This window comes from Methanothermobacter sp. EMTCatA1 (genome assembly GCF_002356395.1).
In the GTDB taxonomy this organism is placed as follows: domain Archaea; phylum Methanobacteriota; class Methanobacteria; order Methanobacteriales; family Methanothermobacteraceae; genus Methanothermobacter; species Methanothermobacter thermautotrophicus.
On sequence record NZ_AP018336.1, the window covers coordinates 828,388 to 841,315 of the forward strand.

The 12,928-nt window shown below is 48.5% G+C and carries 15 protein-coding genes; 7 read left to right on the top strand and 8 right to left on the bottom strand.

Annotated features, from left to right (window positions below; all coding sequences use genetic code 11):
• Positions 1 to 70: 70 nt before the first annotated feature.
• Both tca_RS04390 and tca_RS04395 read right to left on the bottom strand, forming a co-directional pair.
• Positions 71 to 466 (bottom strand): hypothetical protein, encoded by a 396-nt coding sequence (locus tag tca_RS04390; RefSeq protein ID WP_048901217.1) that lies wholly within the window; start codon positions 464 to 466, stop codon positions 71 to 73.
• A gap of 155 nt (positions 467 to 621) precedes the next feature.
• The gene (locus tag tca_RS04395; RefSeq protein ID WP_013296121.1) at positions 622 to 1,317 is read right to left on the bottom strand and encodes an endonuclease/exonuclease/phosphatase family protein; all 696 of its coding nucleotides are present in this window, start codon (positions 1,315 to 1,317) and stop codon (positions 622 to 624) included.
• Positions 1,318 to 1,474: 157 nt separating this feature from the next.
• On the opposite strand from tca_RS04395, the gene tca_RS04400 reads away from it, so the two are divergent.
• From tca_RS04400 to tca_RS04420, 5 genes are all read left to right on the top strand, one after another.
• Positions 1,475 to 2,302 (top strand): hypothetical protein, encoded by an 828-nt coding sequence (locus tca_RS04400; protein WP_286709206.1) that lies wholly within the window; start codon positions 1,475 to 1,477, stop codon positions 2,300 to 2,302.
• Positions 2,274 to 2,771, top strand: a complete 498-nt coding sequence (locus tca_RS04405) for a MarR family transcriptional regulator (RefSeq protein WP_286709207.1) — start codon at positions 2,274 to 2,276, stop codon at positions 2,769 to 2,771. The genes tca_RS04400 and tca_RS04405 overlap by 29 nt, the downstream gene beginning before the upstream one ends.
• Before the next feature lie 4 nt (positions 2,772 to 2,775).
• Positions 2,776 to 3,507, top strand: coding sequence for a DUF6544 family protein (locus tca_RS04410; protein ID WP_286709208.1), 732 nt, complete (start codon positions 2,776 to 2,778; stop codon positions 3,505 to 3,507).
• A gap of 75 nt (positions 3,508 to 3,582) precedes the next feature.
• The gene (locus tag tca_RS04415; RefSeq protein ID WP_286709209.1) at positions 3,583 to 4,314 is read left to right on the top strand and encodes a nitroreductase family protein; all 732 of its coding nucleotides are present in this window, start codon (positions 3,583 to 3,585) and stop codon (positions 4,312 to 4,314) included.
• A 2-nt stretch (positions 4,315 to 4,316) separates the two neighbouring features.
• Positions 4,317 to 4,760 carry a hypothetical protein gene (locus tca_RS04420; protein WP_286709210.1) on the top strand — a complete coding sequence of 148 codons (444 nt, stop codon included), beginning with the start codon at positions 4,317 to 4,319 and terminating at the stop codon, positions 4,758 to 4,760.
• A gap of 11 nt (positions 4,761 to 4,771) precedes the next feature.
• Here tca_RS04420 and tca_RS04425 read toward each other — a convergent pair whose 3' ends face one another.
• Complete coding sequence (locus tag tca_RS04425) at positions 4,772 to 5,062, bottom strand: carboxymuconolactone decarboxylase family protein (RefSeq protein ID WP_013296127.1); 291 nt, start codon at positions 5,060 to 5,062, stop codon at positions 4,772 to 4,774.
• A 33-nt stretch (positions 5,063 to 5,095) separates the two neighbouring features.
• Entirely contained in the window at positions 5,096 to 5,491 is a 396-nt protein-coding gene (locus tca_RS04430) for a metal-dependent transcriptional regulator (protein ID WP_286709211.1), read from the bottom strand.
• A 66-nt stretch (positions 5,492 to 5,557) separates the two neighbouring features.
• On the opposite strand from tca_RS04430, the gene tca_RS04435 reads away from it, so the two are divergent.
• Both tca_RS04435 and tca_RS04440 read left to right on the top strand, forming a co-directional pair.
• On the top strand, positions 5,558 to 5,857 hold the full coding sequence (locus tag tca_RS04435; protein ID WP_286709212.1) for a TIGR04076 family protein: 300 nt from the start codon (positions 5,558 to 5,560) through the stop codon (positions 5,855 to 5,857).
• A gap of 15 nt (positions 5,858 to 5,872) precedes the next feature.
• Entirely contained in the window at positions 5,873 to 6,208 is a 336-nt protein-coding gene (locus tca_RS04440) for an Mth938-like domain-containing protein (RefSeq protein ID WP_286709213.1), read from the top strand.
• Here the strand turns inward: tca_RS04440 and tca_RS04445 are convergent.
• The 4 genes from tca_RS04445 to tca_RS04460 are packed head-to-tail and all read right to left on the bottom strand — an operon-like array spanning position 6,205 to position 12,825.
• On the bottom strand, positions 6,205 to 6,771 hold the full coding sequence (locus tag tca_RS04445; RefSeq protein WP_286709214.1) for a M48 family metallopeptidase: 567 nt from the start codon (positions 6,769 to 6,771) through the stop codon (positions 6,205 to 6,207). The two genes, tca_RS04440 and tca_RS04445, sit on opposite strands and share 4 nt — an antisense overlap.
• Positions 6,772 to 6,775: 4 nt before the next feature.
• Positions 6,776 to 9,817: an HsdR family type I site-specific deoxyribonuclease gene (locus tag tca_RS04450; protein WP_010876573.1), complete on the bottom strand. Its 3,042-nt coding sequence runs from the start codon at positions 9,815 to 9,817 to the stop codon at positions 6,776 to 6,778.
• A gap of 15 nt (positions 9,818 to 9,832) precedes the next feature.
• Positions 9,833 to 11,056 (bottom strand): restriction endonuclease subunit S, encoded by a 1,224-nt coding sequence (locus tag tca_RS04455; protein ID WP_010876574.1) that lies wholly within the window; start codon positions 11,054 to 11,056, stop codon positions 9,833 to 9,835.
• Complete coding sequence (locus tca_RS04460) at positions 11,053 to 12,825, bottom strand: N-6 DNA methylase (protein ID WP_286709215.1); 1,773 nt, start codon at positions 12,823 to 12,825, stop codon at positions 11,053 to 11,055. The genes tca_RS04455 and tca_RS04460 overlap by 4 nt, the downstream gene beginning before the upstream one ends.
• Positions 12,826 to 12,928 lie beyond the last annotated feature (103 nt).

The following is a 12,928-nucleotide window of genomic DNA, read 5'->3' on the forward strand; positions in this document are numbered from 1 at the left end:
ATGGCAGCTGAAGACCCCCGCAGTTATAATGGATATCCTCACATATTTCCTGAAAAATAAAAAATTAAAATTAATCTGTTCTTCCAGGTCCAAAGAAGTACCCCAGACCTAGAAGGCCCACTATCGCCACTATACCAACTATGGCATAGACAGGTAGCCCGGTCTCCGGGTTAGCTGAACCTGAGGCGCTGCTGACCTCATAGGCCTTACCCTGGTTTTCGCCCGCTGAGGAATGAGTTGCTGCCTCCACTCCAGGTGCTGATGTTGAAACATCTGAACCCTGTGATTCCTCGTGATGTGGCTCCCCCTTGTCTGCTGATGTACCCGGTGCCTGTGGCTGTCCTGGATTTGATGGTGCTGTCGGTGTGGATCCTCCATCGGGGGATAGTGCGAATGCTGAGCTCTTCGTGGCAGCGTAAAGCTTCTCCCTGACCCTTGAGAGAAGGTCCGGGTTCATGTACTGCATGACTCACTCATTAATACACGCATAATAAAGGTTAATCTGGAAAGCCCTTTAAATGTTCAAAAAATCGGAATCGATCAATCAACTGAAGAGGCCATTTAGTGCCATTCAATGCACCGGTTATGTAAAATTATATTTAATAAATTAATCACAGGGTGCTAGATCTCCAGGGTTACCCTGAGGGGTATATGATCAGATAACCTTGGCCTGGTCTCTATAATTTCACCTGCCGGAGGGTGCCAGACGTCAAGGATCTTCACTCCTTCCGGGACAAAGAGGTAATCAATCTGGTATTTCCCCCCGTTAGGTGTCATGAATGTGAATGGATCTTCCTCCTCCCTGAGAACATCCCTGAATCCAAGTTCAGAGAGTCTTCCGGTCATCTCCTCTGCAAGGAGTGCTAACCTCCTCAGGGATGGGCTGAAGTTTTTATTGATGTTGAAATCACCGCCAATTATGATCAGGTCCTCTCCCTCCTCAATGTAGTTATACAGGAGGTCAAGGAACTCAGAAAAGTCACTATCTGCTGGCCCAATGTAATTGTATATGCTAAAGAGGGAAAGACTATTTCCTCCGATTTCTATTCTGCAGGAAACATAAAAATCTTCTATACAGTGGTTGTCTGAGATTTCAAGGTAGTTCCTTTTCATGGAATCCAGCATGAGATCCTTATGAAGAAGTAATGTGTTCATCTCCCCGCGGAAGGTATGGTAATTCCACCTTACCTCATTGGGTATCATGTAGACCTCCTGGAAAAATCCTGCATCAAATTCCAGTTCCCCCATATAACTCCAGAGTTTCCTCCGCCTGTAGGATGCCCGGTTCAGGTTCCATGTCAGAACCTTAAGTTCCATTCAATCACCCCCGTTCAGGTTCCATGTCAGAACCTTAAGTTATCCTATAGAAAATTGTGATGCCCATTAACTTAAACACAACCGGAAACATTTATATAGGGAGAATGTAATATATTACCTAAATATGTAATATATTACCAGAGGAGTTTTTGAGAAGATGAAAATAAATAAGATCCATACACTAACAGCCCTCATAACACTTATGGGGCTCTTTGCAACACTATCTGGCCTCCTGGACCAGAATACATACATCAACGACTCATTATCAGCAACTGCACAGATGATGGGCCAGGACCTCGTGACACTCACCACAGGGAGCCCCCTCCTAATCATTTCAGCATACCTTAGCCGTTCCTCGGCCAAGGGCAGGCTGCTGTGGATGGGTGGAATGTTCTACTTCACCTACACCTATGCCTCCATGGCCTTCCTCGCATCCTACAACAGTCTCTTCCTTTTGTATGTGGGCATACTTGCCTTATCACTCTACGGCCTCATGGGAGAGCTGTTTACAACCACCTACAGGGTTAAGGTTGATGATAAAAAATCAGGCTTCACAGCCATCTACCTCACCCTCACCGGATTAATGCTGGCAGCCATGTGGATCAAGATGATCACAGATTCCCTGATAACCGGCATGGCCCCGGGGGCCCTTGAGGGCTACACAACCCTCGTCATACAGGCACTCGACCTCGGCGTCGTGGTTCCAGCGGCCCTCCTCACATCATACTTCCTCCTGAAGAGAGAAGTGTGGGGCTACATCCTTGCACCGGTATTCCTTGTCAAGGTATCATTACTGGGAACAGCCATACTCTCAATGGTGGCCTTCATGGCCATGAAAGGGGTCCCCTTCAGCTGGGGGCAGACTGCCTTCTTTATGGTCCTCACCTTCACAGGCCTTGCCGTCACCGGGATTTTCTACCGGGGAATGGCAATCACATCAGGGAGGTTGACACTGGATGAAGGATATGCAGGCAATACTGGATGAGCACCGGGAGACAAGGGAGTCCATGGAGAGGTACATACTGGTAGCCCTCTTCCTCATCGAGCAGCGCTGGAGCTACATAGTGAGCCGCGAGTTCCGCGAAGGTGGCATAACAGCAAAGCAGTGGCTCTTCCTTGTGATCCTTGGAAACGTCTTTGAAAGGCCCCCCTCAATGCAGGAGATGGCTGATGCCATGAGCACCACCCACCAGAACGTCAAGCAACTTGCAGTTCGCCTTGAGGATAAGGGACTCCTGAAAATAAAACAGGACCCTGAAAACAGGAGGATCCTGCGCCTCGAACCAACAGGGAGGTTCCATGAGTTCTGGGCTGGTAGGGATGAGAGAGACGCCGCCACCCTGAAATCCCTCTTCGATTCACTTGACGATGAAGAGGTCAAAAGCCTGTTTAACGTATTTTCAAAGCTTGAGGAAGCCTCAAAGCAGCGATATATGGAATACCGTAAGAGATGAGCATATGCTAAGAAAAAGATTTGAAATGGAAGTTAGAGAAGAACTCAGAAAGGTTTATAGTCTGAATGAGAGGGAACTGCCAGGTTTACTTGCAGGATACCTTGAATCCTCCGGTCTCCCCCATGACCCTCAAAACCTCCTCATCAGGTGGGCTGACTCAAAAATAAGGAGAGGACCCCGCTGGATGAATGTGGACATGACCCAGATCAACACTCCAGCACCCTTCAGGAGCGTTTACATAAAGGGCCGTTTTTTAGGAATACCCCTTGAGGGCCTTGACATATATTCCGGAGGCCATGGAGAGATGACCATCAGGGCCCTGAAATTTCTGAAGGTCGCAGAGGAGCGTGGAGCTCCGATGGACGTGTCGGCCCTTGTAACTCTACTCTCAGAGGCCCCATTTCTCCCTTCCCTCTTCCTTGCAGAGTGTACGGAATGGTCACAGCTGGATGATGAAAGGGTTGAGGGTAGAATCAGGGACCATGGCATCACTGCCAGTGGTCTGTTCACCTTCGATGAGCATGGAAGGTTCCTGAAATTCTATACAGAGGACAGGTACTGTGCAGAGTTCAACATGGAGCAGCACCCCTGGAGTGTTGAGGTGCTATCATACAGGGATACCGGGGGTTTTATCTATCCCGCGGAGTGCACAGCAACATGGCACCTCCCGGAGGGTGACCTGAAGTACTTCCATGGGAGGATCAGAGACGCAAAGTTCAACATAAGGACGCTTTAATTGACCGGATCACTCCATGGATTAAAGAAAATTCAGGGCATTTTAAATATATTATGAAACATAGGAGATACTGTTATGAAAGAACTCTATCCATTCATTTTCAGAAGAAAGTCCACGAGAAAGTACATGGGCCCCGCATCAGAGGATGAACTCAGGGAAATTGAGGACCACCTTGAGAAACTTGAACCCCTGCTGGAGGATGTTGATACCGAATTCATGCTCCTGGAGAGGGATGATGTGAAGACCCGGATGCAGCAGCCGGCCCCCCACTATATAGCAGCCTTCTCAGATGGCTATGTGGGGAAGGTGAATGTAGGATTCCTGCTCCAGCAGATGGACCTCAGAATCTCAGGCATGGGTCTCGGGAGCTGCTGGCAGGGGATCCCACGGCTGAGGGCTCATGTGAAGTCTGAACTTGATTTTGTCATACTCCTGACCTTTGGTGCTGCAGCTGAACCCGTCCACAGGGAGCACTCCGAGTTCAGGAGGAAGCCCCTCAGTAAGATAACGGACATAGAGGGGATGGATGACGTCCTCGAGGCCGTGAGACTTGCACCCTCAGCTGTCAACAACCAGCCATGGTACTTCACCGGTGGAGATGGAAAGATCCATGCCTACTGCCAGGTGCAGAGCCCCCTCAAGAGGCGCCTTGCGGGGAGGTGGAACCCCATAGATATGGGGATAGCCCTTGCACACCTCAGGATCTCACTTGAATACCACGGGTACCGGTCTGAATTCAGAATCCTCGACGGGGTGGATGAACTTAAAAACTACACCTACACCGGTACATTCATCTATGGGGACTGAAAATGGAGAATAAAGCTCTGGTGGAATTCCTGGGGGATAAGGAATTTAAAAACTCTGAGTTCGTGGCTGGCATTGTAGCCAACCTCGTCCTCCTCTACATCATAAACAGTGTGATGAACTGGGATATCTCCTTCATTGCAGATTCCTTCAGGGACCTTATACCATTATTCAATGCTGTGATAGGAGCCAATCTGGCTGCGAATGCCTGTTTCCTCATCTACAGGAGGCAGTGGTTCTGGACGTTCATGCAGATCATCCTGAGTGCACTGGGGTACCTTATGGTCTCATCCCTTTACAGTGTATTCCCCTTCACCTTCAGGAACATCTATGTGTTCTACTCTGTCAGGTTCGCCCTCCTTGTTGCAATGGTCGTCCTTGCTGTTGCTGTATTCCTTCATGGCCTCAAATTTGTGCTGAAGTTCGTCCTGAAGATTGACCTGGAATAGAATTAAGGGAATCAGTCCCTGAATATGGCTGAGGCCGTGTTCATTGCAGAGCCGGCCCTTATCAGTGCCGCCACCGCCGCGGCCTCTGCCAGTTCCCCCTCTGTTATACCTGCCTCAAGGGCCTCTTCTGCGTGTCTCCGTGTGCATGCATCACACCTGACTGCAACCGAACATGCCACTGATATGAGAAGTTTCTCCCTCTCTGTGAGTTTACCCTCAGATCTAACTGCTTCCCTGAAGTTTTTGAATGATTCTGCAACTTCAGGTAGTTCCCCAAGAAATCTGTCTGCTCCTGTCTTCATGTTCCTTAAGCTGACATCATCCCTTAAATACCTTCAGGGTATGGGTATGCCGTGGGGGCACCTTGCCGGGTTCCTCAGGTACCTCATGAGTGCCAGCTCTGTTTCCCTGAAGAGCTCGTGCTTCATGCGGGAGGCCTCCTCATAGGATGAGTCGAGGTCCATTCCAAGGACGTTGTGGAAGAAGCACTCCAGGATCATGTGCCTCCTTAGAACCATCTCTGCAATCTCCCTTCCCTCATCTGTGAGTTCAGCCCCCAGGTATGGGTGGTAGATGACAAGGCCCATTTCATGGAGTCTCTTGAGCATCTGGGTTACACTGGATGGTCTGACGTTCATCCTTGATGACAGGTCAGAGGTTTTAACGATCCCGTGACTACTTAACCTGTATAATGTCTCGAGGTAGTTTTCCATGCTCCTTGTAAGTTCCATAAAGACACCAATTGAATATATATTCAAAACCTATTTAAGTTTTGTCATTTATATTCATGAAAGGTGATGGATGTGCTTGAGATACGCGTGCATGAGATAAGGGGTAAGTGCCCGGTGCACCGGGAGGGGGACCGGATAACAGTTGACGACCCTGAGATAGACCTTGAAAGGACAGACGCCCTCTGCACACACGCCCTATCCACGATCCTGCACTACACCACAATCCTTGAGAGGAACTGGTGTCCGGTGGAACTTGGACTCACAGTGGACGGCGACGAGGAGCACGCCTACATGCAGTGCGTGGACCCTGGCGAACCCTACACAGAGGGCAGCACAGTCATATTCCAGGTTAGGAGACTCAGATAAGCTGGAAGGGAAACCATGTTCTCAGACTGCAAATTCGGCTCCGTAACCTACAGGGGACGTGAATACAGATCAGACATCGTGGTGCACGTTGATGGGAGTGTGACACCAAGGAGGAAGGAGATATCAAGGAGGAAATACGGGACATCCCATGTCATGGCAGAGGAGGAACTTGAGGAACTCCTGGAAGAAAAACCTGAATCCATAATCATAGGCTCAGGGGTCCATGGAGCCCTTGAAACCGGGTTCAGATCAGATGCAACAGTTCTCCCCACCTGTGAGGCCATAAAGAGGTACAATGAGGAGAGGAGTGCCGGTAGGAGGGTTGCGGCCATAATACATGTGACCTGCTAATCGACAAGGCCCTCCATGTAAAGCCGGGCCCAGTAGTACCTCAGCATCCTCCTCCTTTCAGAGTAGTCAGGGATCTCAGATTCAAGGATACCCCAGAACCTCTGGCTGTGATTCATCTCCCGGAGGTGGGCCAGTTCATGGAGCACCACGTACTCCACCATCCTGTCCGGGAGGTGGGAGAGGAGGGTGTTGAAGCTCAGATTGCCCCTGGAGCTGCAGCTACCCCAGCGGGACCTCATCCTCCTGAAACGGACCCTCCCATATTCGACGCCCAGGACATCAGAGTAATGGTCCAGGAATCCACTGACCAGTGATCTCAGTTCCTTATCCCGCCGGTACTCCAGTTCCAGCTCAGATGCCCTCTCAAGCATCTCATGGAACTCATGGATCTTCCTCTGGATCCAGTCACTCCTGGATGATAGAACCTCAATGGGGTCCCCGGTGAAATCTGCGGGGAGTATCAGGCGCAGGCTGTCGAATCTCAGCTCAATCCTCGGGTTCTTAACCCTCCTGTATATGACCTCACATCTGACCTCCAGGTCCCCGGCCATGAATCTGTCCATTTTATCACTGATACCTCTCAAATATTTTCATAAGATCTTCCTGTGCTTCATCGGCGATCTGCCTTCTTTTGGGCGCATCCTTCGGGAGGTTCCTCAGGAGGAAAACCCTTATGATTCTCATAACATTCCTCTTAACGCTCTCCTGGGACGTCCATCCAGGGAATATGTTCCCATCAACCTCCTCTGTAAGGGCAACAGCATATTCCTTCAGTTTATCCTCTGGTATACCTCTACCCCTGAGGGTCATCAGGACCGCGAACTCCTTCTCGTCAAGACCGAGCTCCTTCATTCTGCGCTCCTCCTTCCAGATCTCTCTTATGATGGCAGCGCCCTCCCTGTAGAGTTCCTCGTAGTCCATGGTTTTCTCCCTCCACTGTTCCAGGAGGCGTTCAACCTTTTCAGCCACCGATTCATAGATGGGGTTCCTTGTGCCATTCCTGAGGACATATGAGTTGAGTGTGTAGACTGTTAAGGCAGCCTTATCCCTTATATCCCTGACCTTCCTGAGGTTTTCAAAGTAATCGGAGTCAAATTCTATTACCGGGAGTTTACTTTCTATTTCCCTGAACTCTGTGGTCCTGTGGATGTATTTGAGGGTTTTCTGGTAATACCTTTCAGTTTCGGCTTCAACTGATGGTTTCCTTGATACGACTCTCTGATAGTATGTGTAGATGACCGTGAGCCACCTGTAATCCTTGAGGCCATGCCTTATGAAGGGCTGGTCAGAGAGCAGCTCGAAGAGCCTTCTGAGTTCACGGTAATTCTCTGTGAATTTCTTTTCGAGTTCTTCATCAGAGGTTATGAGTTCAACCGCGTCGGAGAGGACCTCAATATCCATCCCATCCCATTCAAGGTCGCTGAAGATCCTGAGGGTCTCCCTGAGTAGCTCCTCGTATTCCCTCTTCATGGATTCCATATCGTATACTGCGCCCTCATACTCCTCCTTACTGTAGAGCTCAAATGCGCGCCTCAGTTCCGCCCCCATGACTCCAATGTAATCTATTATGAGGCCTGCCTCCTTGACGTCCCTGTAGGGTCTGTTTGTTCTTGCAACTGCCTGCAGCAGTCTGTGTTCCTTCAGTGGCTTGTCGAGGTACATGGTCTGGAGTATGGGTGCGTCGAATCCTGTGAGGAGCATATCCGTCACTATGAGTATCCGGGGGTTCCTATCAGGGTCCCTGAACCTTTCCAGTACCAGGTTTTTAATCTCATGGTGGTTCCTGCCATGGTATTTATCCATGAGTTCCTCATCATAGGCCCTTATTATCTCCTCGTCCCGTGGAGTGTAGGTCATTACGATCTCAGAGTACTCTGGTGGGAGGTGCCTGTCGAGTTCCCTCTTGTAGAGGACGCATGCCCTTCTGCTTGGAGCCACAACCATGGCCTTGAATCTTCCATCGATGTTCTCTTTGAAGTGTTTCGCGATGTCCTCTGCTATTAGCTCTATCCTGCGAGGGTTCTCGAGGATGGTTTTTATGGTGTCCAGTTTCCTTTTAACAGATTCCTCAACGTCCTTCCTTATGGATTCTGGCAGTTCCTCGAATTCCACACCGATGAATGCCTCCAGGTGCTTCCTGTCAAGGTGGACGTCACCTGCGAGTCTCGGCTGATAGGTTATCTTCACGGTGAAGCCGTCCCTTATGGAGTCTGTTATGAAGTACTGGTGGATGTATTTCTCTTCGGGGGGGTATGCGAACCTATCATAGGTGTCGCGTTCCCTCTTTGATATGGGTGTTCCTGTGAAGCCGAAGAAGAACGCTGATCTCAGCATGTCCTTCATCTGGGCTGCCAGGAGGCCATACTGACTCCTGTGGGCCTCATCAATGAAGACTATGACGTTCTTCCTGTCCATTATGGTTTCTCCTCCATGTTCCCTGAGTTCGGCTGTTATATCATCAAGTTTGTCTGTGAATTTCTGTATGAGTGTTATGAATAGGCCCCTCTTTCCCCGGTAGTCATCGCTGGCTATTGTTCTCTTTAATTCTGCTATGGATTCTATTCTTTCAGGCTGGTGGATTTCCAGTGCCGCGAGTTCTGCGTATAACTGTTCCTCAAGTTCTCTGCGGTCCACTATGAAGAATACTGTTGGGTTCTCCAGTTCCTTCATCCTGTAGAGTTTACTGGCCGCGAATATCATTGTCAGGGTTTTGCCTGATCCCTGCCAGTGCCATATGAGGCCCCTGTTCCTTTTATCTTCTCCCCTGATGTTCCTAAGGACCCTTTCAACTATCCTCTCAGCTGCATGGTACTGCATGTGCCTTGCTATGACCTTGGTTGTTGATCCGAACTCTGTCCTTATGTAGATGTAGTTCCTGATGAAGTCGAGCACCCTTTCTGGTCTGAGGAGTGGGAGTATATCTGCGGCCGGGAGTCCTGTGTGGTGCTCATGGCCCTGTTTTCTGGATTTTTGAGGGAGTTTACCATCCGTCTCCCTCCACTCGAAGGTGGGGACCTCATCAAGCCAGGGAACTATCGGGAAGTACCTTGCAAAGTCTTCAGCAGCGACACCCATCTGTACGTACTTGTAGAGTTCCGGCACTGTCTTCTCATAGTCCTTTATCTGCCGGTAGGCGTCCGCCCATGTCTCTGACATCCCCACGGGGTTTTTGAGTTCTATGTTCACGAGGGGGATGCCGTTGATGAAGAGCATTATGTCTGTCCTTATGGTCTGGTCACCACGACGGAATACGACCTGCCTTGATGCTGTGAATGAGTTGTGGCTTGGGGTATCGTGGTCAAGGATTTTGACCTTCCTGGGTTCCCCTGTTGTGGCAGATTTTATGTAAACGCCATTTTTAAGGTATTCAAGTATCGATTTGCATCCCTCAATGCTTGCTGCTTTACCCCGGAGCTCTTGGATGACCTGCTGTATATCATCATCCTCTATATACTGGTTGATCCTTCTTATGGAGTCTATCAGCTCAGATTCTATGAGGGGGTTTTCAGGGTCATCCCTCCCAAGTTCGGCGGCCGGTATATCATTCCAGCCCATTCCCCTCAGTTCCTTCATGAAGTAGTCTTCAAGGGCCTCCTCATTTAATTTCATGTTCTATCCCCCCCCCTATGATGTTATTCTGACCCTCCTTTTACCTGTCAGGAGGTCGTTCATGAGCCCCCTCTTTATGTTTTCAAGTTTAACCTTCCTCTCCGTGAGGAGCTCGAGCCTTCTGTCCACATCCTGGAGTATCTCTGAAATCCTTTTCTGCTCCTCAAGAGGAGGGAGGGGAATTTTTATTTTCCTCATTATTCCCTGGTTTAACTTCTTTCTTGTGGATCCAACGACATAATGAGTTAAATCTAAATAAATAAGAATATGGAGTAAAAATCTATTAGTTATCTTAGAAGGTAACGCTTCGATAACATGTGCATGATTATTAACCCAAAACTTACCATTCATTATATATGCAGAGCTCCCAAAGGATGAATAATCACCTCCATCCTCAGCTAAAAGTACAAATTCCCCATTAAAAATATAATCATTGATATAATCAATTATGCCGTTCGCTCCACAATATGGATAATCACCTTTCATCTTAATTCTTTCTTTTTCACTAAGAGGTATTCTTTTATTATCATGAATCTCAACAACATCCTCCAAGTTAACAACATCCCAATCCACAGGAATCCTGCCAACATGAGAATCCTTGAATTCCGTGTGGTTGATGCCCTCCATCAGAAGCCTCTGCATGAGACCCCTCTTAAGTTTCTCTGTAACCCCTATCTCCTTATTAACCTTCTCTATCGCACCATCAACATCCTGGAGTATCTCTGAAATCCTTTTCTGCTCCTCAAGAGGGGGTACCGGTAAATAAATTTTTTCCAAAGTTTTTTTATTGAGTTCTTTGAACGTGCTGCCTCCGCTGAGGTCTTGCAGGCGTTTTTTATTTATTAATAGATAATATGCAAAATATCTCGTGTCAACATGTGATTTAGGGACTAGTGCTTTGCATCCTTGATTAAACACACATTCAACCGTATTCAATGCAACGTATCCAACTGGTGCTCTTGTTGAGATGAGAATGGAAAGTTTAGGGATAAGATTAAGATTTGTTCTTTTCAGCGCCTTCACAGTAACCTTTCTTTCGCTGTCTGCTATCATAATCCCGTTAAGATTACTCATATCAGCAGGTGTAACCCAAACAACATCACCATCATCCCAGAACTCATCTATTTTAGTTGATGGTGTAGTTCCAGTAAAAACATCAAAAACTTCCGAAACTCTGGAAACACCCCAATCCACAGGAATCCTGCCAACAGGAGAATCCTTGAATTCCACAGTATTCACATTTTCACCCCCATATACCCAAGTTCATCCAGGTAACCCCTTATCCTCTCATCAACTTCAGCGAGTTCCTCCTCGATCTCTGAGAGGCGCATCCACTCACCCGCCACATCAATATCCTCGAGCTCCTCCTCAGGGAATGCGTAGAGGGGCACGTTCAGATTATAATCATTCTCACGGATCTCATCAAGGTCAACAACCCTTGAGAATCCATCATCATCCTGGAACTCCCTGTAGGCCTCAAGTATCCTCTCAATGTTCCCATCAGATAGGATGTTCAGCTTCCTGACCTCAGGGTGCTTCTCATACTCCTCACCTGCATTGATGAAGAGGACCTTACCCCTCCTTTCCTCATCCTTATCCTTGTTGAGGATTATTATTGCCCCCGGGGCACCTGTATTGTAGAATAATTTTTCAGGGAGAAGTATAACCGCCTCTATGAGGTCGTCCTCCAGTACAGCTGACCTTATACTCTTCTCACGGCCACCCCTGAAGAGGCAACCATTATCTATAACCACACCTATCCTCCCGTCATCCTTGGCAGAGGCTATCATGTGCTGTATCCATGCCCAGTCAGCGGACTGCTTGTTCACAAATCCGTACCTGAATCTCTCCCTCCAGTAATCTCCCTTCTTGAGGGTGTCCTCACCGTAACCATCCTGGTTCCATGGTGGGTTGGCTATCACTACGTCGAACCTCATGATCCCGTCTGATTCCTTGAATTTGGGGTAGAGGAGTGTGTCACCATGGGCTATGTGGTGGTCCTTTATGTCATGTATGTACATGTTCATTGATCCTAAGGCCATTGTCTTCCTGTTGACCTCCTGTCCGTAGAGGAAGAGCCTTTCGGCCTCACCATAGGTCTCCTTAACGTACTTGTGGGATATTATGAGCATGCCATTGGACGCTGATGCCGGGTCGTAGACGCTTTCGCCGGGTTTTGGGTCGAGTATCTCGACCAGTAGCCTTATAACCTCCCTGGGTGTGTAGACCTCGCCCTCCTTGGCCTTGGTTGGGGCGAAGTATCTCAGTATCCATTCATAGGCGTCTCCAAGGATGTCGGGGTCAACGTTTGTGAGTTTCTTCTCACTGAATAGTTCAACGAGCTGCCTGAGTATCTCCCGGTTCTCCTGGCTCTGTGTGAACTCCACGAAGTCAAAGGCGTCCACCACGTCCTTGAAGGCGGGGTTGAGTTCTGCGAGGTTCTTGAGGGCCCCTGCAAATTTTATGGGCAGGTTCTCAACGTCCTTCCTTATGTTGTCCCAGAGGTACTCCTCCTTTATGTCAAGGTCATGGTATGCACTGTTACGTGCCTCAAGCCTCGCCTCCTCCTCACTGAGGCCATACTCCTTTATGGCATCCTCATATGCCTTCTGGTATTCCATCATCCACTTGTCACTCATCTGTTTCATGAACAGGAGGACCAGGATGAACTTGTAGTCGACCCTTGTCCTTATGAGGTCTGCTGCCCCCTTGAGTATCCTCTCTATGTCTGCACGGCCAAGTTTATCGTCCTTGAGGGTGAGGTAATCCTGTATGATCTCTGATTTGGGTCTGAGCATGTAGATCCTTCTTCTCTCATCATCGGGATCCTTTCTTGTCTCTATCCATCCCTTCTTCCTCATCTCGGATATTGCAGCTGAAAGGGACTTTTCATCAATTAGATGTTCCTTTCCAAGTATTTCAAGGGCCTCGGTGCTCCTGAATTCCCGGTCCTCAAATTTATCCCAGAGGAGGTCATATTTTTCTTCAAGCCATTTTGGTAGTTTCATATTATCACCTTCAGTTAAGGTGGCAGTCCTGCCTGCAATGATCCCGGTCCAGATTATACAAGCTAATTGACTTACCACTTGTATAATTTATACCTTTTAATAT

Excerpts from the sequence above, each read along its gene's own strand:
- tca_RS04460 (WP_286709215.1), bottom strand. The coding sequence starts at position 12,825 with ATGAAACTACCAAAATGGCTTGAAGAAAAATATGACCTCCTCTGGGAT.
- tca_RS04420 (WP_286709210.1), top strand. The coding sequence starts at position 4,317 with ATGGAGAATAAAGCTCTGGTGGAATTCCTGGGGGATAAGGAATTTAAA.
- tca_RS04425 (WP_013296127.1), bottom strand. The coding sequence starts at position 5,062 with ATGAAGACAGGAGCAGACAGATTTCTTGGGGAACTACCTGAAGTTGCA.
- tca_RS04395 (WP_013296121.1), bottom strand. The coding sequence starts at position 1,317 with ATGGAACTTAAGGTTCTGACATGGAACCTGAACCGGGCATCCTACAGG.
- tca_RS04405 (WP_286709207.1), top strand. The coding sequence starts at position 2,274 with ATGAAGGATATGCAGGCAATACTGGATGAGCACCGGGAGACAAGGGAG.
- tca_RS04400 (WP_286709206.1), top strand. The coding sequence starts at position 1,475 with ATGAAAATAAATAAGATCCATACACTAACAGCCCTCATAACACTTATG.
- tca_RS04445 (WP_286709214.1), bottom strand. The coding sequence starts at position 6,771 with ATGGACAGATTCATGGCCGGGGACCTGGAGGTCAGATGTGAGGTCATA.
- tca_RS04450 (WP_010876573.1), bottom strand. The coding sequence starts at position 9,817 with ATGAAATTAAATGAGGAGGCCCTTGAAGACTACTTCATGAAGGAACTG.
- tca_RS04415 (WP_286709209.1), top strand. The coding sequence starts at position 3,583 with ATGAAAGAACTCTATCCATTCATTTTCAGAAGAAAGTCCACGAGAAAG.
- tca_RS04440 (WP_286709213.1), top strand. The coding sequence starts at position 5,873 with ATGTTCTCAGACTGCAAATTCGGCTCCGTAACCTACAGGGGACGTGAA.
- tca_RS04435 (WP_286709212.1), top strand. The coding sequence starts at position 5,558 with ATGGATGTGCTTGAGATACGCGTGCATGAGATAAGGGGTAAGTGCCCG.
- tca_RS04390 (WP_048901217.1), bottom strand. The coding sequence starts at position 466 with ATGCAGTACATGAACCCGGACCTTCTCTCAAGGGTCAGGGAGAAGCTT.
- tca_RS04410 (WP_286709208.1), top strand. The coding sequence starts at position 2,776 with ATGCTAAGAAAAAGATTTGAAATGGAAGTTAGAGAAGAACTCAGAAAG.
- tca_RS04430 (WP_286709211.1), bottom strand. The coding sequence starts at position 5,491 with ATGGAACTTACAAGGAGCATGGAAAACTACCTCGAGACATTATACAGG.